This is a genomic window from uncultured Henriciella sp., from assembly GCF_964005855.1.
In the GTDB taxonomy this organism is placed as follows: Bacteria; Pseudomonadota; Alphaproteobacteria; order Caulobacterales; family Hyphomonadaceae; genus Henriciella.
The window spans coordinates 12126-34452 of record NZ_CAXFSW010000005.1; the positions used below are offsets into that span (position 1 = coordinate 12126).

Here is a 22327-nt window from a genome sequence, read left to right on the forward strand (position 1 = left end):
CCCGATGGCAAATTTCTTCATCGACCGCCCGGTCTTCGCCTGGGTGATTGCAATCGTCATCATGCTGGCGGGGGCGATGTCGCTCCGCGCCCTGCCTGTGTCGCAATATCCAGACATCGCGCCGACCACGATTTCCGTGAACGCAGTTTATCCGGGTGCATCGGCCAAGGCGGTCGAGGACTCGGTGACCCAGGTCATCGAGCAGCAGATGACGGGCCTCGACGGGCTCGATTACATTTCGTCTTCCTCCAGTTCGTCGGGCGAAAGCTCGATCACGCTGACCTTCGAGACCGGGACTGATCCGGACATTGCCCAGGTTCAGGTCCAGAACAAGCTGTCGCTTGCGACGCCGCTTCTGCCGGAGCCGGTGCAGCGTCAGGGCGTGACCGTTAACAAGGCGAGCGCGGGCTTTCTGTTGATCACAGCGCTCTATTCGCCGGATGGCAGCTACGACCAGACTGACCTTGGCGACTATATCCGCACCAACATGTACGACACGATCGGCCGTACCGACGGTGTGGGCCAGGTCCGTCAGTTCGGCTCCCAGTACGCAATGCGCATCTGGCTCGATCCGGACAAGCTGACCCAGTTTGACCTCGTGCCGGGCGATGTAATCGCAGCAATCCGTGCCCAGAACACACAGGTGTCCGCTGGCGCGCTCGGCGGGGCACCATCCGTTGAAGGCCAGGAAATCAATGCGACGGTGACGCTCCAGTCTCTATTGAGTACGCCCGAGCAGTTCCGCAATCTCTTCCTGCGTACAACGCCCCAGGGGGGCTCGGTCCGGCTTGGTGATGTAGCTGAAGTAGAGCTCGGCGCTGAAAACTACTCGTTTACATCGAAGTTCAACGGACATCCGGCTTCGGGTTTTGCCGTCTCTCTTGCAACCGGCGCCAATGCCCTCAACACAGCAAAGGCGGTGAAGGCAGAGGTCGCCCGTATCGCGCAGGACTTCCCGGCAGGCATTGATTATGCCTTCCCGGTGGACTCCACCCCCTTCATTCAGACGTCCATTCACGAGGTCCAGAAGACGCTTGTGGAGGCAATTGTTCTCGTCTTTCTCGTCATCTTTGTCTTCCTGCAGAGCCTGCGCGCATCCTTCATCCCGATGATTGCCGTGCCGGTCGTGCTTCTTGGCGTCATGGCAGGGCTGCTCGTCCTCGGTTTCTCCATCAATACGCTCACCATGTTCGCCATGGTGCTCGCCATCGGCCTCATTGTTGACGATGCCATCGTGGTGGTTGAGAACGTCGAACGCGTCATGGAAGAAGACGGCCTCGGCCCTGTCGAGGCGACCCGTAAATCCATGGGACAGATCACCGGCGCTCTTATCGGCATTGTGGTTGTGCTTTCTGCGGTTTTCATCCCGATGGCCTTCTTCCCTGGCTCTGCGGGTCTCATCTACCGTCAGTTCTCGGTGACCATCGTGTCGGCCATGGCGCTCTCGCTCCTGATTGCGCTTATCCTGTCGCCGGCGCTCTGCGCCACCATTCTGAAAAAGCCGAAAGAAGGCGAGAAACCTGGTCTGCTGGAAAAGCCGGCAGTGTGGTTCAATAACGGATTTGATCGCCTGCGCGAGGGATATGGGGGCGTCGTCGACCGTATTCTGCGCCGCCGGTGGATTTTTGCCGGGGTTTTCGCCGTCATTGTGGCCATCACAGCATTCGGCTTCGTCCGCCTGCCCACGTCCTTCCTGCCACAGGAAGACCAGGGCCGCGTCATTACGCTCGTCCAGCTGCCGCCGGGGTCCAGCCTCGAGCGCACGACAGAGGTCATGGATGAGGTGCACGATTATTATTACGACGCCCATGAAGACAGTCTGCAGGGCCTTTTCACCCTGTCCGGCTTCAGCTTTGCCGGGCGAGGACAGAATAATGGTATCGCCTTCGGTGCGTTGAAGGACTGGTCAGAGCGGACTGGTCCCGGCGAGTCCGCGTCTGCCATCGCTGGCGCTGCCAGCGGCCATTTCGGCCAGAGCACGGACGCCCAGATCTTCGCCATTGTGCCCCCGCCAATTCAGGAGCTCGGTAACTCATCAGGCTTCGATATGTATCTTCAGGATGCAGGCGGTATCGGCCATGATGAGCTGATGCAGGCCCAGGGGCAGCTGCTGGGACTCGCAAATCAGCAGTCTGAACTGACTGGCGTGCGTCCGAACGGCCTTGCCGACGGACCGCAATTCAACATCGATATTGACTACCAGAAGGCGCAGGCTTTCGGCGTCGATACCTCAAGCATCAACAGCCTGCTATCGACCGCTTTTGGTGGCACTTATGTCAACGACTTTATCGACCGTGGACGCATCAAGCGCGTCTACGTGCAGGGTGAAGCTGCTGACCGGATGCAGCCCGACGATCTTGGCCATTGGTATGTTCGCAATGAGTCAAACCAGATGGCGCCGCTCGAAGAACTCGTGACCAGCGACTGGACCTATGGGTCCCCGCAGCTGCAGCGCTATAATGGTTTTCCTGCACTCAATATTCAGGGGTCCCCTGCGCCAGGCGTCAGTTCCGGCGTGGCGATGAACAAGATGGAAGAGCTGGTCGGCCAGCTGCAACCCGGTCTCGACATGGAATGGACAGGTATCAGTAAGCAGGAGAAGGAAGCCGGCAACCAGGCCTCGCTTCTCTACATTCTCTCCATCCTGTTCGTCTTCCTGTGTCTTGCGGCGCTCTATGAAAGCTGGACCGTTCCGGTTGCCGTGCTTCTGACAGCGCCCCTCGGCGTTGCAGGCGCCGTCCTTGCGGCCCACCTGCGCGGGCTCGATAATGACGTCTTCTTCCAGGTGGCCCTGCTGACCACAGTGGGTCTCGCCTCAAAGAACGCTATTCTGATTATCGAATTTGCGCGGAATCTGGAGCAGCAGGGCGTCGGCCTTATCAAGGCAATCGAACAAGCAGTCCGCATGCGTCTACGTCCGGTCCTTATGACCAGCTTTGCCTTCGGCTTCGGTGTTCTGCCGCTTGCGCTCAGCACCGGGGCAGGCGCTGCGGGGCGCCAGGCCATCGGTACGGCTGTCCTTGGCGGCCTTATCGTCTCAGTCGTATTCGGCTTGCTGTTCGCACCGCTATTCTATGTGATGATCCGTAAACTCACAGGCGAGAAAAGCCTTGTGACACAGACCCCGGGGGAGGCCCAGGCATGAGAGCCCTTCGTTTGATGGCATCAACCGGCAGCGCCCTTGCTGCCCTGGCCCTTGCAGGCTGCACGACGCTGATGGAGCCCTATGAGCGCCCCGAAGCGCCAATCCCGGACGCCCTTCCGGTGACCGATGCGGCGGGGCAGGAGGTCCAGCCCCTCTACTGGCAGGACATCTATCAGGCTGACATGCTTCAGCGTCTGGTCGCGCTCGCGCTGGATGAAAACCGCGATCTCCGCATCGCGGCGGCCAATGTGCAGCTAGCGCGCGCCCAATACGGCATCAGCCGTTCCCAGCTCCTGCCGACCGTTGCGGCGCGCGGCAGCGCCACCGAGGCGGGCGATATTGGTGGCGGCGATGGGGCAGGCTTCAATGAGGGCGCGTCGGCGAGCCTTGCCATCACCGCCTATGAGCTAGACCTTTTCGGCCGCGTCTCGGCGCTGAACGAGTCCGCGCTACAGTCCTACCTGGCCTCGGCCGAGGGTGAGCGGGCAGCGAAAATCTCCATCGCCGCAACAGTGGGCGAGATCTGGATGCAGCTTGCCGCGGACAAGGCGCTGCTGGCACTGGCCGAGGACACGGTCGATGTGCAGTCTGAATCGCTCAACCTGACACAGGAACTTTTCAATGCAGGCGTGGCGACCGAGCTCGATGTGCGCCGCGCATCTGCCAGCGTTGAAACGGCTCGCGCCCAGGCTGCGCAGTTTGCCGCCGCCGTCGATCAGGACCTGAACGCCCTGCGCTTCGCCGTCGGCACCGATCTTCCCGAAGGCACCTATGCCGCGGCCAAACTGGAGCCGAGCCCGCTGGCGGAGCAACCCCCCGTCGGCCAGTCCTCGCTCATCCTTCTGAAGCGGCCGGACGTGCAGTCCGCCGAACGACAGCTCATGGCCGCCAATGCCGATATTGCCGTCGCCCGGGCGGAGTTCTTTCCCGTTGTCTCTCTGACAGGGCAGGTGGGCTATTCCAGCCGCGAGCTGTCGGACCTCTTCGATGGATCTGGGGGCTGGTCCTTCGGGCCGTCCATCTCGCTGCCGATTTTCGATGCCGGTGCGCGTCAGGCCAATCTCGATGCCACCCTGGCTCAGCGTGAGATTGCGCTTGCCAGCTATGAGCAGGCGATCCAGGCAGCCTTCCGCGACACCGCCGATGCCCTGGCTGTGCGCCGCACGATCGATGAGCGGGTCGATGCCCTGGTCCGCCTGGTTGAGGATACCGAGGTCACACGCGATCTTTCCGACGAGCGTTTCCGCGTCGGTGTCGACGACTATCTGTCGGTGCTCGATTCGCAGCAGCTCTACTATGACGCCCGCCAGCAGCTGATCCAGGCCAATCTGGTGCGCAACCTCAATGTGATCTCGGTTTACCGCGCGCTGGGGGCATGGCCGGAGCGTCAGCCGGCGGCCGATACACCGCCTGAATCGTGACGCCTGCGTCATAATCTATGGACAAGGCAGGTGTTTCGCGGTTTACTTTGCGGCATGACAACACCTGATTTCGACGTGATCATCGTGGGGGCGGGCCTCTCCGGTATCGGGGCCGCCTACCACCTGCAGGCGCGCTGCCCCGATAAGTCTTACGCCATTCTCGAGGGCCGGGAGGCCATTGGCGGGACGTGGGACCTCTTCCGCTATCCGGGCATCCGGTCGGACAGCGACATGCACACGCTCGGTTATGACTTCAAACCGTGGAAGGCGCGCAAGGCGATTGCCGACGGGTCATCCATCCTGAGCTATGTGCGCGAGACGGCAGCAGAAAACGGCATCGACCGGCACATCCGTTTCAACAGCCTCGTCCAGGAAGCAAGCTGGGACTCCGAAGCGGCCGTCTGGACACTGACGATCCTCGACAGGACGACCGGTCAGACGAGCGATCTCACCTGCCGTATGCTCCATATGTGTGCGGGCTATTATTCCTATGAGGGCGGCTACAAGCCGGATTTTCCGGGCGAAAACAGTTTTGCCGGCCGGGTGATCCATCCGCAGGCCTGGCCTGAGGATCTCGACTATGCCGGCAAGAAGGTCGTGGTCATCGGCTCCGGTGCAACCGCTGTCACGCTCGTTCCGGAAATGGCAAAGACCGCCGCGCACGTTACCATGCTGCAGCGCTCGCCCACCTATATCGTCTCGCGCCCGGCAGAGGACAGGATCGCGCTCGGTCTGCGCAAGATTCTGCCCGAAAAGCTCGCCTATGGCCTGACGCGCTGGAAGAACACGCTGCTCCAGATGCTGTTCTTCAGGATGGCGCGCCGCCGGCCGGACAAGGTCAAGGACCGCATCATCGGCATGGCCCGCGAGGAACTTGGCGAAGGCCATGATATTGAGACCCATTTCACGCCGGACTATAATCCCTGGGACCAGCGTCTCTGCCTCGTTCCGGATGGCGACCTTTTCACAGCGCTGCGCGATGGCGACGCGACCATCACGACCGATACGATAGAGACCTTTACCGAGACAGGCATAAAACTCTCCTCCGGTCAGGAGCTGGAGGCCGACATCGTGGTGTCCGCGACAGGCCTGCAACTTGAATTCATGGGCGGCGCGGTTCTCAAGGTCGATGGTGCCCGAATCGATCCGGCCTCGCTTCACGGCTATCGTGGCATCATGTTCACCAATGTGCCCAATCTGGTCGTCACATTCGGCTACACGAACGCGTCCTGGACACTGAAGGCAGACCTGATCGCCAAATATGTCACGCGTCTTCTAAAACATATGGACAAGACCGGTGCGGTTGAAGTGCGCCCCATTCCTGAAAGCGATCCGGGCGATGCGCCATGGCTGGATTTCTCTTCCGGCTATGTGACCCGAGCCCTTCACAAGCTTCCCAGACAGGGCACGTCCGCGCCCTGGAAGCTGAACCAGAACTACATACAGGACATCTTCGAGATCCGGCATGCGCCGCTTGATGACGGTGTTCTTCAATACCGTCGTGCCGGTGATCCATACTTCAGTGATAAACACGCCGACGCAGCAGCGGCGATTGCGGCCGAATAGCGAAAGCGGGGTTTACTGCACTGCGTGGCCAAACCCGCTTGAACCGGGCCGCGCTTGGTCGTATGTGCGTGCCAAGTGCCGCCTTAGCTCAGTTGGTTAGAGCGCTGGTTTGTGGAACCAGAGGTCCTCCGTTCAAGCCGGAGAGGCGGTACCATTCTCCCCTACAGCCAATTGTGTCCTAATCTGGATGGAATGGAGAACAAAAGTGAGGCGACCCGGAAATATTGTTGCATTTACGCCTCGCTTTCTGGAAAAAACTGGAAGTTTCAAATATTTTCCGTTCTTGTGCTCTCGTCTAGGGAACCAAGTTCCTATAGATGGGTAGTCACACGGAATGGTCCGTTAGTCTCTGCGGTCGGTGGGCAATGGTGCCCGTCCCGGCTCACAATAGGGGATGAGTATGAAAAGAACTCTTATGTGCGCGACAGCCGCAGCCGCCATGGCGTCTGCTATGACTGTCGCAAATGCTCAGGACGGCTGGTATGGCCGTGCTGACCTGGGCTACACTTTCGACGGTACGCTGGACAGCGACGCCGAGCGTAACTCGCCGCTCTCCCTGGGTGGTGATCAAAGCGTCGAAGACGGCTTTGGCGCTCAGCTCGGTCTCGGCTACGGCTTCGACAACGGCTTCCGTCTCGAATCCACCGTTGGTTACCGCTCTACGACGCTTGACGTCAGCGGCGTGATCAACGGCGCAGGTGTTGTTCCGGTTCCGACCGCTCCGGGTCTGGCTTACCAGCCGGGCGGCAGCGGTGAAGCTTCCGTCTATGACGTGATGTTCAACGGCATCTACGACTTCAACGCCGGTGGCGCGATCCAGCCCTACCTCGGCGCTGGTATCGGTCTTGCCAAAGTTGACGCACGTGCAACCAACCTGCGCGCTGGCCTCAACTCCGGTGGCACCGTCACCACGTATGACGCCAACGGCTTCAACGACGACGACACCGCGCTGGCCTATCAGGCTCTCGCCGGTATCGGTTATGCGATGACCGAGCAGCTCACGCTGGACATCGGCTACAAATACTTCGCAACCGATGGTCTTGATTTCGACGGCCAGGGCGCGCTCGGCCAGCCGGTCGCCTATGACGGCGAGTATCAGGATCACTCCGTGACCGTTGGTCTGCGGTATCAGTTCGCTGCGCCGGCTGCTCCGCCGCCGCCGCCGCCTCCGCCTCCGCCGCCGCCACCTCCGCCACCGCCGCCGCCGCCTCCGCCGCCGCCGCCTCCTCCGCCACCGCCGCCTCCGCCGTCGTGCTCGACGCTGAACCAGGCGTTCGTGGTCTACTTTGAGTGGGACCGCTCGGAAATCACGAGCCAGGCTTCGGCAGTGATCGATCAGGCTGTTGCGAACATTCGCGGCCGTCAGGATTGCGCTCCGAACTCGGTGACCATCGTTGGTCACACCGACACCTCGGGTGCTCAGTCCTACAACGCTCGCCTGTCCGAGCGTCGTGCGACTGCGGTTGCGACCGCTCTTAACGAGCGTGGCATCCCGTCCAGCATGATCACCACGGAAGGCCGCGGCGAGAACGACTTGGCCAAGCAGACGCCTGACGGTGTCCGCGAGCCTCTGAACCGTCGTTCGGAAGTCACGATCATCGTTCGCTAGGAACGGTCTGATCTGACATCAGATTGAGGATGGCCCGGCAGATATCTGCCGGGCCATTTTCATTTGCGCGCAGAAAAAATCTGCTGTTCACCGCGCACCGAAAGACCTGCGAGACGCCGGGGCCTCAAAGCCCGGCTGATTGCGCCCACAAAAAAACACCGGTCATGATGACCGGTGTTTTCAATTGTTTTCCCTGTAAGGGTTGTCCTGGACGGCCTTAGTCGCCGCCGCCTGATCTGCTTTCGCGGGCGAGGGTGTAATCGTCGATGAGGCCGACGCTTGCCAGCGCAAAGGCATATTCAATCGCCGTCTCCTTTAGCCCTTCAAATCGGCCCGTAGAGCCGCCATGGCCGGCATCCATATTGATGCGCAGGAAATAAGGCCCGCCCTCCGGCGCTTCATAGCGAAGTTTTGCGGCCCATTTTGACGGCTCCCAATAGGTCACACGCGGATCGGACAGGCCGCCCGTGATGAGCATGGCCGGATAGGGTTTGTCGCCGACATTGTCATAAGGGCTATAGGCCATGATCGTGTCATAGGCTGCTCCATCCGTGATCGGATTGCCCCATTCAGGCCATTCCGGCGGCGTCAGTGGCAGGCTCTCATCCGACATGGTGTTGATCACATCGACGAAGGGGACCGCCGCGATGATGCCGCCAAAGAGTTCCGGATCCATGTTGGCCGCAGCGCCCATGAGAAGCCCGCCTGCCGATCCACCATGGCCAACGACCCGGCCTGCGGACCCATAGCCATTGTCCACGAGGTAACGCCCGGCGGAGACATAGTCCTTGAAGGTGTTCTCCTTCTTGTCGAGCTTGCCATCGAGATACCATTGATAGCCCTTGGCCTGAGAGCCGCGAATGTGCGCGATGGCATAGATAAAGCCCCGGTCGACGAGCGACAGGCGTGAGGTGGAAAAGCTCGCCGGGATCGTCATCCCGTAGGAGCCATAGCCGTAAAGCAGGAGAGGGGCCGAGCCGTCGACCGGCGTGTCGGCCCGTCTCAGCATGGTCACCGGGATTTCCTCTCCATCCCAGGCCGGCGCCATGATCCGTTCGACGACATAATCGTCTGGATTATGGCCGGATGGGACTTCGCGTGTCTTGCGAAGCGTCCGCTCGCGGCTTGCCATGTCATAGTCGAACACCTGGTCCGGCCGTGCGGGGGAGGCGTATTCGTAACGCATCACGGTGGAGTCGTATTCGCCGGAGCCAAGGCCCAGATCATAAGCGCTCTCATCCATGGCAATCGTATGCTCCTCGCCGCTTTCGCGCTCACGCACGACAATGCGGGGCAGGGCGTTGGCACGCTCCAGCCGGACAAGATGGTCCCTGTAAGGATCGAGACCCAGGACAAGCGTACCGGGGCGGTGCGGGATGACCTCTTCCCAATTCTCGCGGCCCGGCGTCTCGATAGGGGCCTTCACCACCTTGAAGTCGACCGCGCCATCGGCATTGGTCAGGATGTAGAAGGCACCGTTCCAGTGCGATACCGAATACTCCTCATCTTCCTTGCGCGGGGCGATGAGCACCGGTTCGGGTGCCTTTGCATCGGCGGGGAAGAACCAGACTTCGCCGGACGTATGACCGCCCGTCTCGACAAAGATGAAGTCTTCAGATTCAGATTTGCTGACCCCCACAAAGAAGCCCGGATCCTCCTCGCGGTAGATTTCGACATCTTCGCCGGTGGTCAGATTGCGCTGGAAGACGGCGGTCGGCCGCCCATTATCGTCGCGCTCGACCCAGTAGAGCAGATTGGAGTCGGCGCCCCATTCAAAGCTGCCATATGTGCCTTCGATTGGCTCGCCAACGGCTTCGCCGGTTTCGATATTTCGCACGCGGATCGTATAATACTCACTGCCCTGCGTATCGATCGCAGAGGCCAGCAGCGTGTGATCCGGCGACTGGTCCAGACCGCGGATGGAGAAGTAGGACTCACCTTCGGCTTCCTTGTCGCCGTCGAACAGGATGGTTTCCGGCGCATCCGCGCTGAAGGCCTGGCTGGCTGGCCGGCGGGCGAAGATCGGATACTCGCCGCCCTCGCGATAGCGCACATAATAGGCATAGGGGCCATCCTTGGCCGGCACGGAACTGTCGTCTTCCTTGATCCTGCCGCGCATCTCTTTCAACAGCGTTTCGCGCAGCGACTCGGTCGGGTCTTCCAGCGCGGCCTTCGTATAGGCGTTCTCGGCCTCAAGATATTCACGGATATCGTCGCGCAGCACGGACGGGTCGCGCATGACCTGCTGCCAGTTTTCGTCCTTCATCCACTGATACGGGTCGGTCCGGGTACGCCCGACCTGTTCGATCTCCACGGGCACGCGTTTGGCCGCTGGCGGCGTTTCGGTTGCGGTTTCGTCGGCTGTCTGGGTGTCGGAAGCAGTTTCATTCATTGTATTATCACTCGGTTCGCTCGCTCCGGATTGAGAGGGGAAGCCTGTCAGAAGGGCTGCGCTCGCGGCGCTCGCCAGCAGATAGCTCAGACGCATGGAAAAAGGGCTCCGTTTCTTATCGAGAAACGGAAACCCTAGCGGCTCTTTCAGAGCTGTCCAGCGGGCCGCTGTTCAGGCCGGTTTGAAGTTGAGCACGACACCATTGATGCACCATCTCTCACCGGTCGGAGGCGGTCCGTCCTTGAAGACATGGCCCATATGCAGTCCGCACGTGGCGCAATGGCACTCCTTGCGCGGCATGAGCATCTTGAAGTCGGTCTTCGTCTCGACGGCCGTGTCGCGCACAGGCTTGTAGAAGCTCGGCCAGCCCGTGCCGGAATCGAATTTGTGCTCGGACGACCAGAGCGGGGTATCGCACCCCACACAATGATAAAGCCCGTCGCGCTTCTCATCATTATGGTTGCCGGGCGAAAAGGCACGTTCGGTCCCGTCCTTGACGCCGACGCGGAACTGTTCGTCCGTCAGCAGCTCACGCCACTCCTCATTGGAACGGCTGACGCGCTTGAAATTGTCGGCGGGCTTTGGGGGCAGCATGTCGTATGACTCCTGTCTCGAGGTCTTTCACACGAGATATGGGGTCAGAGCCCGCTTTCAACAGGCTCTGGCGACATGTTGCCCGGACTGGCGACTAGTCCTCCGCCAGCCGCAACCCGCCTGTGCGCCAGGCGGCAAGGCAGTCATTGGCATCGTGATGGGCATCTTTCGCCAGAAGCGGCGTCTCAGTCATGCCCTCGCCTGCAAAGCGTGGATCGTCACACTCGCCATCACCGGCCCACTGGCTTTCATTATCGCCAAAATTGATGCCGTTGAACACGATGCCCTCAGGCGCGGTCTGTGGCTCGCGCTTTACCTTGTCAGAGGAGGGGTCTTCTGCCTCTTGCGGGGTGCGCGCGGCGTTTTCCTTCTTCTCCACCGCCTCTGTTCCGGCACTATCGCGAAGCGACAGGCGGCCGGCTTCATAGGCGGTGCGGCAGTCGGTTGCGTCGTGGCCAATATCTTCCTCCAGCAGGGATGTGGATGTCATGCCATCGCCCATGAAGCGGGGGTCGTCGCATTCGCCATCCATGGCAAATACGCTGGCATCGTCGCCAAAGTCGACCTCGCCAGCCTCATCGGCGGGCGTCTCCATTTCGCTCGCCGCTTCGGGCGTTTCAGCGATGTCAGCGGCGTCGCCGCCTACGTCTTCGCTGGCATCCTCGGCCCCCTCAATCTCCGCATCTGCATCAGCGGACACATCAATATCGGTGGTGTCTTCTTCCGTGCCTTCTGAGCTTTCGGCGTCTGCGGCCCCTTCGCTCTTATCGGCCTCGGCATCGGCTTGCGATGGCTCTTCGGCGGATGCGGCCTCATCCTCGCTTGCGGCTTCATCGAGGCTGATATCTTCCTCCTCGCCTTCATCGCCTGTGGCCAGATCCGCTTCTTCGTCGGCCGCCTCGTCAGTTGTGACAACGTCCCCGGCTTCATCGCCTGCCGAGTCTGTCACGGGCGCCTCACCGGCCTCAGGCTCATCGGCAGCCAGCGCCCCGTCTGCGGTCTCTTCTTCCATGGAGGCGGGGGCCTCTTCGGCGGGCTCGTCGGCATCGACGTCAGATGTCTCCTCGCCGGTCTCGCTCTGCTCGTCTTCCGATGCCATAGCCGTCTCATCCGGCGCGGCATCGATTTCTTCGCCATCCGAACCGGCGTCAACGTCGACCGCTGCCTCGGCGGCGGGGGCGGTGTCCGCCTCGACTTCGGCGCTGGCCTCTGTCTCCGCCTCGATTTCTGTCTCTTCAGCCGGTGCTGCCTCAGCCTCCTGGGCCTCCGCATCGACCAGGCTGATCTCGCCAGCCTCATAGGCTGCCGCGCAGTCATCGGCATCCTTCAGGCGTGCCTCGCCGGTCGGGGCGTCCGCCATGCCGGGGCCCTCAAAACGCGGGTCGCTGCAGACCTCGTCGCCGGCAAACGCATCTGCCGTCGTGCCGAAATCGGGCAGGGCGCTCTCCTGCGCTGCGCCGGGCAGCGCCAGCAGGGCGAGAGCCGTGGTCGAGAGGAAAAGGGACTTCGGTTTCAGTGTCATCGTCGGGACCCTTGTTCTAAGCGGTGCAGCCGGCATCGCTGGTTCTGCCTCATCCGGCCTTGGACAGGCGCTTTTCTACACCACAGCGCACATTATGTGGGCTGCAGACTGTCTTGCACTATTCAGCTCACAGCCTGTGCAAGAGTCATACCTTACGGTGAAAATCGGACAAAAAAAGGGCTGGCAGGAAAACCCGCCAGCCCCTTGTTCATGCGTAGGTTTTTGCCACGGCCTAGCCATAGACGACAGTCAGCGTCTCAGCGACCAGCGCTGGGCGCTCCTGGCCTTCAACCTCGATGGTCGCTTCCATACGGGTCTGCTTGCCGCCGGCCTTTTCCTCGACCGCGAGGCATTTCTGGCGCAGGCGTACCTTGGAGCCGACCGGCACCATATTGGTGAAACGCACCTTGTCCGAGCCGTAATTGATGCCGCGCGTCGTGCCTTCGATGCGCAGGACCTGCGCGCCCAGCATGGGCAGCAGCGAAAGGGTCAGGAAGCCGTGCGCGATCGGGCCGCCCATCTCCTTCGTCGCGCGCTCGACATCGACGTGGATCCACTGGTGGTCACCCGTGGCGTCGGCGAACTTGTTGACGCGGTCCTGATCGATCAGGACCCAGTCGGACACGCCGACTTCCTGGCCGGCGAGGGATTCAAGGTCATTATAGTGGACTTTTTTCGGGTCAGCCATTTTCTCTGGTTTCCTTCCTGATGTGTGTCGAAGTCTCTGGCGGCCACTTTTGCGGAAACCTGGCGCACTTCGCAAGCCTTGGCGTCGCGATAGCCGCACGCGGGGACGCTAAGGCCGCTCATATCCGGCTTGCCATTCGTCCGGCAAGCAGGCAGCCTTGGCGAAGGCCGGTGCCACCCAGAGGACCGGTCCAGGGGAACCAGCAAGAAGAGAGAGCACCATGGCCGATCCTGTCGTCACCGTCGATCCAGGCAATAAGGGCAATGCCAACCTTGTCTACATCCTCTACCTTTGCAGCTTCCTGATCGGAATCTCCTCGGTCGTGGGCGTCGTCATGGCCTATGTCGGCAAGGCAGATGCCTCGCCGCTCGTGCGCTCGCACTATGACAATCAGATCAACATCTTCTGGAAGATGCTGCTCTATGTGCTTGTCGGCACCATTCTCCTGCTTGTGGTGGTCGGCATCCTCATCATCTTCGCGGCCGTGGTCTGGTATGTCATCCGGATCGTGAAGGGCATGCAGGCGCTCGCCGCTGACCAGCCGATCGAGAATCCGGGCAGCTGGGGTATCTAGGCACCCCAGCTTTTCCCGAGGCCTCCTAGACGATGGTCGAGTCCGACTTGCCCCAATAGCGGTCGCGCACCAGACGCTTATAGAGCTTGCCGGTGGGGTGACGCGGCAGGTCAGGATCGAAATCGACCGTTTTGGGGCATTTGATCTTGGCGAGTTTCGAGCGGCAGAACTCCAGGAGTTCTTCCTTCAGCGCCTCGTCGGCCGGCACGCCCTCGGCGGGCTGGATGACGGCTTTGACTTCCTCGCCAAACTCGTCATTCGGCACGCCGATCACGGCAACATCCGCCACTTTCGGATGGGTGATCAGCACGTTCTCGGCTTCCTGCGGATAGATGTTCACGCCGCCGGAAATGATCATGAAGGCCTTGCGGTCGGTGAGGTAGAGAAAGCCGTCCTCATCGACACGGCCGACATCGCCCAGCGTTGACCATTCCGGGTGCTTCGGATTGAGCGCGCCTTTCGTCTTTTCCGGATCATTGTGATAGGTCGGCGGCGTCGTGCCGCCATAATAGATCGTTCCGGCCTCACCTGCGGGCAGTTCATTGCCCTCCTCGTCGCAGATATGCAGCTCGCCCATGACGGGCAGGCCGACAGAGCCCTTATGCTCCAGCCATTGCTGGGAGTTGATCCAGGTCATGCCATTGCCCTCGGAGCCGGCATAATATTCCTCGATCACCGGGCCCCACCATTCGATCATCTGCTCCTTGACCGGGATCGGGCAGGGCGCCGCCGCATGGATGGCCGCGCGCAGCGAGGAGACATCATATTTCTCGCGTACTTCCTTGGGAAGTTTAAGCATTTTGACGAACATGGTCGGCACAAGCTGGGTGTGCGTCACCTTGTATTTCTCGACCAGCTGGAGATATTTCTCCGGGTCGAACTTCTCCATGATGACCAGGGTCGCGCCCATCCGCGTGAACGCCATGCACCAGCGAAGCGGCGCTGCATGATAGAGCGGGGCAGGCGACAGATAGACCATGCCATCGCCTTCCGCCTTGGCGAGCAGCTGGGCCAGCTGTGCCAGCACGCTCGGCTCGTCGATCGGGATATCGCGCTCCAGCGGTGGGCGGATCCCTTTCGGGCGGCCCGTCGTGCCCGAGGAGTAGAGCATGTCTGTGCCGGCCATCTCGTCATCAATCGGCGTTGCCGGCTTCGTGGCCGCCAGCTCTTCCAGCTTCTGATAGCTGAAAATCTCGCCATCGATGGACCAGTAGGCGTCGAGTTCGGTGATCGAATTGACCTCCGTCGCCACCGCGCTGAGCCCGGCTGAAGCAATCAGCACCTTCGATCCGGAATCCTCGACAATATACTGCACCTCCGGCGCGGTCAGGCGCGAGGAGATGCAGACATAATAAAGCCCCGCCCGCTGCGCCGCCCACGCCACCTCGAAATAGCGCGGGCTGTTCTCGGCAAAGATGGCGATCGTGTCACCCGGATTGAGACCATGTTCGCGAAACAGATGTGCGATCTGGTTGGAGCGCTCGTCCAGCTCCCTGAACGTGACGGTCTCACCGGAACTGCCCATGATATAGGCGGGCTGGTCTGGCTTTGACTTGGCGAAATGAAAGGGATGCATGCGGGGTCCTCCTGTCCGAATATACGCGCTCTGGGCCAGGCCAGGTCCGGCGCGCTTGCTGGTCTTTTTGGGTTTTGTATCAAGACCGATTGTGGCGTCCATGCCCAACGTAGCGGAAGGACGTCAGGTGAAGATGAGAGAGGGACGAAATCATTTTATCCGCCCCGCTGGACTCCCATGTTTCAATCTCACCCATGACCCGCGAGTGGATCCTCTCTGTTCTTGACCTGCTGCCCGTCTGGCGCTGGCCGCTCTTCCTCTGGGATGTGGTGCGCGTGCAGCTCTGGGCCGATGAACTGGCGCTCCATGTATGCGGATATGTGTCCCTCGTGGTCACCCGTCAGGGACGGATCGTCGTCGTCGAAATCTTCGAAGCCGACAGGCCGGACCCAGCCGACTGGACACGACATGCCCCGCGTGCGCCATGGGCCGCGCTGGACCTTGATGTCCTTTCGGTGGCGCATGACCCGGCCTGCGGGCGCGGCGCAGTCGAGACCTTCGTGCCTCCTTTACAGGACTGCCCCTCACGCACCCCGTGGCGCATTCAGGCCATCACCGGCCCGGGCTAGCGTCCCTTCCCGGAAAATAGACCCTTGCGCCGTCAGCCCCGCCGGGTCTGCGGCCGAACGTGCTGCAGCAAGCGCCGGCGCGTCAGCGGCGAGGTCCGGCCCGGCGCTGCGATGCTTGCCAGGCGGCGCGGATTTCAGTGCTCCGCATATGGTCGCCATGCTTGGACCAGCCCGGCGCATTCACAAGGCGGCGCGCCCATGTGCGCGGTGAGAGCCCGTCCCCGGCGCAGTCCTTCACCAGAGCAGCTGCCTCATGGAAGGCGACCTTGATAGGGTTGGTGCTCTCCAGCGGCTTGATGATGCCATAGCGCGGGCGCTCTTCGTCCAGCTCGGCCTCGAACGTGCCGAAGAGGCGGTCCCAGATGATCAGCGTGCCGCCGAAATTGCGGTCCAGATAGCGCGGATTGGTGGCGTGGTGCACCCGGTGATGGGAGGGCGTGTTGAAGACGAATTCATACCAGGACGGCAGCCGCCCGATGGCCTCGGTATGGATCCAGAACTGATAGGTCAGATGAAAGGCGGACGCGGCGACGATCCAGCCCGGCGAGAAGCCGATCAGCACCATGGGAATGCCGCTGAAGACAAGGCTGGTCAGCGGCCCCGTCCATGGCTGGCGCAGCGCCGTGGTGAGATTATAGTCGGGGCTGGAATGATGGGTCACATGCTCGGCCCAGAGCCCGCGTGTCATATGGCCCAGCCGGTGCTTCCAGTAATAGAAGAAGTCATAGACCAGCATGACGACCGGAAAGAACAGCCATGTATCCGGCATGTCCCAGACATGATGCTGGCTGACAGATTTCAGCACCCAGAGCGAGAGAAGCGCGGTCGAGGAATTGATGGCAATATTGCCGATGCCCATGCAGACCGATGTCAGGGCATGGCGCGGGTCATAGCGACCGCGCGCACGGCCTGTCTTCACCGCCCACCATTCCATCGCAATGGCCAGCGCCACCACCGGAACGGCGAGGAAAGAGAGCGAGGGGAGGTCGTCAATCATGCAACTGGCACTGGATGTCCGGCGTCTGTGATCATCCGTATAGCTACCGGCAATAAGCGCTCAAGGCGAGGGGCCGGGCTGCGACCAATCGGCCCTTCATTGGGCCGGATGGCGGCTATTCGGATGCGGCCGCCGGGTCTGACTGGCGGATGGGGGCTTCTGTCTCGGCTTTCAGCCAGGCCGCCCGGATATCCTCGCTGCGATTATGAGCGCCATCAGGACTCCAGCCTGGCGGGCTGAAGGCGCGGCGGACCCAGCGGTCCGGCCGCCATCCATCGCGCCGGCAGTCGGCCAGAAGCCCGCCGGCCTCATGAAACGCAATGCGGAGCGGATTGTAGCTCTCCAGCGGCTTGACGATCCCATAAGCCGGGCGGTCATCAGCGCGCTCGGGCACGAAGCTGCCGAAGATTTTGTCCCACACAATGAAGACACCGGCATAATTGGCATCCAGATAGCGCGGATTGGTGGCGTGATGGACGCGGTGGTGAGAGGGGGTGTTCATCACCGCTTCGAAACAGGCCGGCATCTTTCCGATGGCCTCGGTGTGGATCCAGAACTGGTAGAGAAGGTTCAGCCCGCCCGCGAAGAAGATGAAAAGCGGATGGAAACCGATGAGGACCAGCGGCAGGCCAATAAGGATCAGCCCTGTGAACGGGCCAAACCAGGGCTGACGAAGCGCTGTGGTCAGATTGTAATGGGTCGAGGAGTGGTGCGTGACATGCTCCATCCAGAACCAGCGCACGCGATGGGCCAGCCGGTGCTTCCAGTAATAGGTAAAGTCATAGGCGACGAAGAGGACAATCACGCTCCACCAGCTCACCGGGATTTCGAAGAGGCGATAGGGCCAGGCCAGCATCATCATCCACAGCGCGGCCGCGCCGGTGATTGTGTTGACCACGAGATTGCCCACCCCCATCGCCATGGAGGCAATAGCGTCCTTCGTCTCATACCGCCCGCCAGCCCGGCCGGACTTCACCGCCCACCATTCCCAGATGACGGCAAGAACAAAGGCCGGCGCAGCCAGCGTGGTGGGCGAGGGAAATTCCATCACAGGATGATGACACGTGCGTCACCGGCTTTGAAGCCAGCAGATACCGTTGGTGCTGCCTTGGGTTTTCGCCAGGCTGCGAGGGTCAGCCTGTCGCTATTCGCCAGGTGGAAATGTCTCGGCCAGAGCGTCATGCAAGGCGATATCCCATTGGTCGATATAATGGCCTGCATGGAAGGGGCGGAAGCTGACATCGTAATCGGCCTCCTCAAGCGTGCGCACCGCAGCATCGGCGGAATAGTAGAAGGCTGGCTCATACGTGCCGGCGGAGATAAGGAAACGAGCTTTTTTGCCGCCGGTATCTGGCGTGGTTTCAAGAGGCCAACCGCCCGGCGACATGACAATAGCTTGCCCGAAGACGTCCGGTCGCCGAAGCCCAGCGTGAAGCGCGAATACACCCCCGCTCGACTTTCCTGCGACCACAGTTTCATTCGTCTTTTCAGTGATACCGAATTGCTCTCTCGCCCAGGGCAGAACGGTCTCGGTGACCCATGCCAGATGCGCGTCGAAACGCTCTGGCGCATCCCGGTATTCCGGCAGGTAATCGCTCGACCGCACATCAAAGTTGAAAGTCTTTTCGTCGACAATAGCGTCACTGCCCGATTGAAGGCCAATGATAACGAATGGCGTCACCTCGCCGGAAAGCGTTCGTTCTTCCACCAGTCTGCCATAATAATCTGCTGATGCTCCATCGCCGAGAACGAGAACAGGCCACTCGCCACTTGGGTCATGGTCGGGCGGCAGATAGATGCTCAGCTTGCGCGTCTCGTTCAGTTGCGGACTATGGAGCGTCTCTTCCAGAAGTGTGCCTTCCAGCGGCATGTCGGGATTTTCCGTAAAAGGCAGGGCCGCCGGCGCATCTGGCCCGCGCCAGGAGAGTTCCGTCTCATCTTCGTCGCCCATCACGAAAAGATGAAGCATCGACTGCTTCAGATTCTTAATCCGCAGACGCGTGGCCCAAAGGTCATCCGCGGAAAGCGACGTCCAGTCTGGCGAGTGCAGCGAGCAACAAACAATCGGGGTTTCTTCGCTTCGGGCATAAAGTGTCAGCGTCTCGTCACCCATCTCCCAGGCGATGCGTTTGTCTCCAAGGACGTCCTCGGCCTGCGCCGGCGTGATATCTTCAACCGGAAGGGTGCAGGTGTCCGCGGCAAGGCCAAGCAAGGTCTGGGCGCCCGCGCTCTTTGCCTTTTCCGGATAATCTTCGGCGTAGCTTTCGGCATCGCTGCACGAAATCCCAACCGACAAAATGCTGGGCATTTGATTTTGCTGTGCCACCGCAGGAAGAGCTGATGATAACAACAGAAAGGCGGATAGCCCGGTCGATCTGCGCATACTTGCATCTCCGATTATCTAAGGTTGTATCCTGAGCGCCAGGGATAGCAAAGGCAAGCGGTAATCGGGCTCGCCAGTCATGCCGCTGCCGAACAGGTGTGAACTCGACACGAAGACGCCTTGACGGCCCCCGCGTCACCCGCCTTCCTGTCACCGCCAGTTACACAAGCGAACAAAAGGGAGACCGCCAAATGGCCGCCACGACAATCAAGGAATTTGAACAGATCAAGCTGGAGAAGGAGGATGGAATCGCTGTCCTGACCCTTCACCGTCCTGACAAGATGAATGCCTTTACCGGCAAGATGATGCAGGAGATGATCGCCGCTTTCGATGAGACAGACAAGGATGACGACATCAAGGTCGTCATCGTGACCGGGTCGGGCGAGCGCGCCTTCTGTGCCGGCGCCGACCTCTCTGAAGGGGCCAAGACATTCGACTATGATGCCCGCGCCTCCTCCGGCGAAGCGGGGCGCACTGACAAGACCGACATCCAGCGCGATGGTGGCGGGCGCGTTACCCTGCGCATCTTTGAAAGCCTGAAGCCGGTCATCGGCGCCATCAACGGCGCGGCTGTCGGTATCGGCGTGACCATGCAGCTGCCGATGGATATCCGGATCGCGTCTGACAATGCGCGCTTTGGGTTTGTCTTCAACAAGCGTGGCATCAATCCGGAAGCTGCGTCGAGCTGGTTCCTGCCGCGCCTCGTCGGTATCTCCAAGGCGCTGGAATGGTGCTATACGGGCCGCGTCTTCCCGGCAGCCGAAGCGCTCTCTGGCGGTCTCGTTTCCGAAGTTGTCCCGCAGGCGGACCTCATGTCCCGCGCCAGGGAACTTGCCCGCGAGATTGCCGACAATACCGCGCCGGTCTCCAACGCCGTCACCCGTCACATGATGTGGCGCATGCTGGGCGCAGAGCACCCGATGGAAGCGCACATTGTCGATTCGGCCTCCATCTATGAGCGCGGCCAGTCCGCCGACGCCAAGGAAGGCGTGATGAGCTTCCTCGAGAAGCGCCCGGCCAAATATGAAGGCTCCGTCTCCAAGGACATGCCGACCTTTTTCCCATGGTGGAGCGACCCGTCCTTTAAATGGATTTCCAAGAAAGGCGGCTGACAGGCGTCAGCATTGCCAGGGTAATGGAAGGCTGCGGGCGCTTGAGGCCCCGCAGCCTTTTTTCCGGGAAAGCTCAGGCTTTCTTTGCGTCGGCGATATGCTTCATGTTCCAGATCGGCGTGCGCACCACCATCCAGCCAATCAGCAGCGTCATGCCAAGCGCAGGGACCACGGCTACACGCTGGGGCTGGTCGGGAAAGAAGTCGATCAGCCAGCCCATGACGGCGGCACCGAACGGGGCGCCTGCCATGAAGCCGAGCTGATAGATGGAGAGGACGCGCGAGAGGTGATTCTTGGGCGCCGCGTCCTGCACAATGGATCGGCTCGTCGCGATGGAGATGCCAGCGGCAAGGCCCCAGACGAAGACGATAACAAGGAAGATCCAGTGCGGCGGCTTGGCCAGCATGATCAGAATGGCGAGCGAACCGAGCAGCTGCGCGGTCAGCAGAAGCCGCCCCGGCCGCTTGATCGCGCGGAAGAGCGACAGGGTTACTGACGACACGAACGCGCCCAGCCAGAATGTCACGAACATGTCGCGGATCCCGTCCGAGGAGAGGCCATAGAGGTCGCGGTTGATGATCGGCAGCACGACAAGGAAGGACCCGATGACGAAGATGCCGACCCCGAACATGAGAACCGTCATCGCCCAGAGCTTGCCGTCGGCGACGACGACCTGAAAGCCTTCCTTGATATCGCCAAAGGCGGCGCCGAGGCCGTTACGTTCGCTCTTGAACTTGCGCCCGCGGGCAAGGAAGAGGGCAAAGCCTGCGCCAAGGCCGACAATGATGGCCTGGAAGACGAGCAGCTCCCAGCTCGGGATCGGCCCGATGGTAAAGCCGCCGAGCCAGCTCGGCATACGTGTCAGCTCATCGGCATAACCGCCCAGGATCAGGCCGGCGATCTGCGCAGCGAACTGGGCGATGGTGGCAAAGGCGACACCCTGCTGCAGGGTCACGCCGGAGCCGACCCGCGCCCGCCGGTCCACCACTTCATTGATGATGGAATCGCGCGCCGGCATCATGAACGCGCCGACCGTGCCCATCGCGATGCCATAGATAATCATATAGCCATAGGCGAGATTGCCGGTCGCAACGATGATGGCGAGGATCGCCGCGGGCACGGCGGCCATCAGGTGCAGAAGGGTCAGCAGATACTTGCCGGAAGCCCGCTCTGCGATGACGCCGCCGATCAGCAGGAAGATCACGGACGGGGCAGACAGCGCCATGTTGGCAAGACCAAGCTCGGTCCCGTTCAGGCCCAGGCGGTTGGTGATCAGATAGGGGAACAGCACCATCTGGAGGCCGAAGGCGGTGAACCAGCTGCACTGGATCATGAGATAGGCCGGAAGCTCGGACCTGACCCGTCTGTGGGTGCGGCGGCTGAAGATGTCCCGCGCCGTTATTTCAACCGAAGCGCCTGCATTCGTGGCGCTGTCCAGGCCGCTGACGGGGGACCGCACACGGCCCGTGCGGTCTTCCTGTTGGCTCTCCAGCTGGCGTTCGTCTTCGTCCATGAAGGTCTTGCGGTCCTCTCGCGAAAGGCGCGACTGTACTGTGTGGAGCCCCCTAGAAAAGCATTTTTCCCTTCATCACTGCATTCGCAGGGATGCGCTCGCCTGTCACCGCACCACTCATTGAGGTTTGCAGGGACCGGTCCTATCGTCGCAGCAGACACAAACGGCGAGGAGACCGAGGAACATGTTCGCACTGCGTCTTCTTGTCAGCTGGGCTTTCGCGGCCTTTCTCATTTTTGTCTACCTCAACGCGACCATACACCCGCTTCCCGATCCGCCGGAAGGTTTCGTGAAGCTGTTCGACCGGCCCGGCGACAATGTCATCTTCCAGACCATGGCCGACAAGACAGGCATTGCCCTGCTGGAGCCGACGGGCCGCGTTGCGGTGGCCATTTTCGAACTGCTGCTCTGTGTCCTGCTACTCATACCGGCCTCGCGGCGATTCGGGGCCGTCCTCTCTTTCCTTCTGATGTGCGGCGCGGTCACCGTCCATCTGATGCCGGACGTGCTGGGGCGGGAGCTTCCAGCCTCGACGGCCGTTTTCGAGAGCGCCACCGACTATGGACGTGTCTTCGCACTGGCGGTGTCCATGCTCGCTGTCTCGCTCCTGCTTGTCTTCGTTCATCCGAAAAAGCGTGAACGCACGGCATACTGACGAGCCCCATC

17 protein-coding genes and 1 tRNA gene are annotated in these 22327 nt (G+C 61.1%); 9 read left to right on the forward strand and 9 right to left on the reverse strand.

Annotation, left to right across the window (positions count from 1 at the left end; translation table 11 throughout):
* Positions 1-4 precede the first annotated feature (4 nt).
* The 5 genes from ABNU55_RS08600 (at position 5) to ABNU55_RS08620 (ending at position 7741) form a co-directional block, all read left to right on the forward strand.
* A complete protein-coding gene (locus ABNU55_RS08600) occupies positions 5-3145 on the forward strand; it encodes an efflux RND transporter permease subunit (protein ID WP_290753611.1) in 3141 nt (1046 codons plus the stop codon).
* Complete coding sequence (locus ABNU55_RS08605) at positions 3142-4566, forward strand: efflux transporter outer membrane subunit (protein WP_348764305.1); 1425 nt, start codon at positions 3142-3144, stop codon at positions 4564-4566. The genes ABNU55_RS08600 and ABNU55_RS08605 overlap by 4 nt, the downstream gene beginning before the upstream one ends.
* 54 nt (positions 4567-4620) lie before the next feature.
* The gene (locus tag ABNU55_RS08610; RefSeq protein ID WP_290753616.1) at positions 4621-6132 is read left to right on the forward strand and encodes an NAD(P)/FAD-dependent oxidoreductase; all 1512 of its coding nucleotides are present in this window, start codon (positions 4621-4623) and stop codon (positions 6130-6132) included.
* A gap of 77 nt (positions 6133-6209) precedes the next feature.
* Positions 6210-6286, forward strand: a tRNA-His gene (locus ABNU55_RS08615).
* Positions 6287-6547: 261 nt separating this feature from the next.
* Positions 6548-7741, forward strand: coding sequence for an OmpA family protein (locus ABNU55_RS08620; RefSeq protein ID WP_348764317.1), 1194 nt, complete (start codon positions 6548-6550; stop codon positions 7739-7741).
* 217 nt (positions 7742-7958) lie between these two features.
* Here the strand turns inward: ABNU55_RS08620 and ABNU55_RS08625 are convergent, their stop codons facing one another.
* The 4 genes from ABNU55_RS08625 to ABNU55_RS08640 form a co-directional block, all read right to left on the reverse strand.
* Complete coding sequence (locus tag ABNU55_RS08625; protein ID WP_290754474.1) at positions 7959-10133, reverse strand: S9 family peptidase; 2175 nt, start codon at positions 10131-10133, stop codon at positions 7959-7961.
* Between the two features lie 171 nt (positions 10134-10304).
* Positions 10305-10727, reverse strand: a complete 423-nt coding sequence (msrB, locus tag ABNU55_RS08630) for a peptide-methionine (R)-S-oxide reductase MsrB (RefSeq protein WP_290754473.1) — start codon at positions 10725-10727, stop codon at positions 10305-10307.
* Between the two features lie 94 nt (positions 10728-10821).
* Complete coding sequence (locus ABNU55_RS08635) at positions 10822-12249, reverse strand: hypothetical protein (protein ID WP_290754472.1); 1428 nt, start codon at positions 12247-12249, stop codon at positions 10822-10824.
* Positions 12250-12481: 232 nt separating this feature from the next.
* Complete coding sequence (locus ABNU55_RS08640; RefSeq protein WP_290754471.1) at positions 12482-12937, reverse strand: MaoC family dehydratase; 456 nt, start codon at positions 12935-12937, stop codon at positions 12482-12484.
* 220 nt (positions 12938-13157) lie between these two features.
* Here ABNU55_RS08640 and ABNU55_RS08645 point away from each other — a divergent pair, with 220 nt between their 5' ends.
* On the forward strand, positions 13158-13511 hold the full coding sequence (locus ABNU55_RS08645; protein WP_290754470.1) for a DUF4870 domain-containing protein: 354 nt from the start codon (positions 13158-13160) through the stop codon (positions 13509-13511).
* Positions 13512-13536: 25 nt separating this feature from the next.
* Here the strand turns inward: ABNU55_RS08645 and ABNU55_RS08650 are convergent, their stop codons facing one another.
* Positions 13537-15087: an acyl-CoA synthetase gene (locus ABNU55_RS08650; protein WP_290754469.1), complete on the reverse strand. Its 1551-nt coding sequence runs from the start codon at positions 15085-15087 to the stop codon at positions 13537-13539.
* 194 nt (positions 15088-15281) lie between these two features.
* Between ABNU55_RS08650 and ABNU55_RS08655 the strand changes: the two genes are divergently transcribed.
* Positions 15282-15656: a hypothetical protein gene (locus ABNU55_RS08655; RefSeq protein ID WP_290754468.1), complete on the forward strand. Its 375-nt coding sequence runs from the start codon at positions 15282-15284 to the stop codon at positions 15654-15656.
* A gap of 82 nt (positions 15657-15738) precedes the next feature.
* Here the strand turns inward: ABNU55_RS08655 and ABNU55_RS08660 are convergent, their stop codons facing one another.
* The 3 genes from ABNU55_RS08660 to ABNU55_RS08670 all read right to left on the reverse strand — a co-directional run bounded on the left by ABNU55_RS08660 (position 15739) and on the right by ABNU55_RS08670 (position 18961).
* Positions 15739-16653, reverse strand: coding sequence for a sterol desaturase family protein (locus tag ABNU55_RS08660; protein WP_290754467.1), 915 nt, complete (start codon positions 16651-16653; stop codon positions 15739-15741).
* Between the two features lie 115 nt (positions 16654-16768).
* Positions 16769-17701, reverse strand: a complete 933-nt coding sequence (locus ABNU55_RS08665; protein WP_290754466.1) for a sterol desaturase family protein — start codon at positions 17699-17701, stop codon at positions 16769-16771.
* Between the two features lie 96 nt (positions 17702-17797).
* The gene (locus ABNU55_RS08670) at positions 17798-18961 is read right to left on the reverse strand and encodes an alpha/beta hydrolase-fold protein (protein WP_290754465.1); all 1164 of its coding nucleotides are present in this window, start codon (positions 18959-18961) and stop codon (positions 17798-17800) included.
* Between the two features lie 266 nt (positions 18962-19227).
* Between ABNU55_RS08670 and ABNU55_RS08675 the strand changes: the two genes are divergently transcribed.
* Positions 19228-20148, forward strand: a complete 921-nt coding sequence (locus ABNU55_RS08675) for a crotonase/enoyl-CoA hydratase family protein (RefSeq protein WP_290754464.1) — start codon at positions 19228-19230, stop codon at positions 20146-20148.
* 73 nt (positions 20149-20221) lie between these two features.
* Here the strand turns inward: ABNU55_RS08675 and ABNU55_RS08680 are convergent, their stop codons facing one another.
* Positions 20222-21661: an MFS transporter gene (locus ABNU55_RS08680; RefSeq protein WP_290754463.1), complete on the reverse strand. Its 1440-nt coding sequence runs from the start codon at positions 21659-21661 to the stop codon at positions 20222-20224.
* A gap of 184 nt (positions 21662-21845) precedes the next feature.
* Between ABNU55_RS08680 and ABNU55_RS08685 the strand changes: the two genes are divergently transcribed.
* Entirely contained in the window at positions 21846-22316 is a 471-nt protein-coding gene (locus ABNU55_RS08685) for a hypothetical protein (protein ID WP_290754462.1), read from the forward strand.
* The last annotated feature ends 11 nt before the right edge of the window (positions 22317-22327 follow it).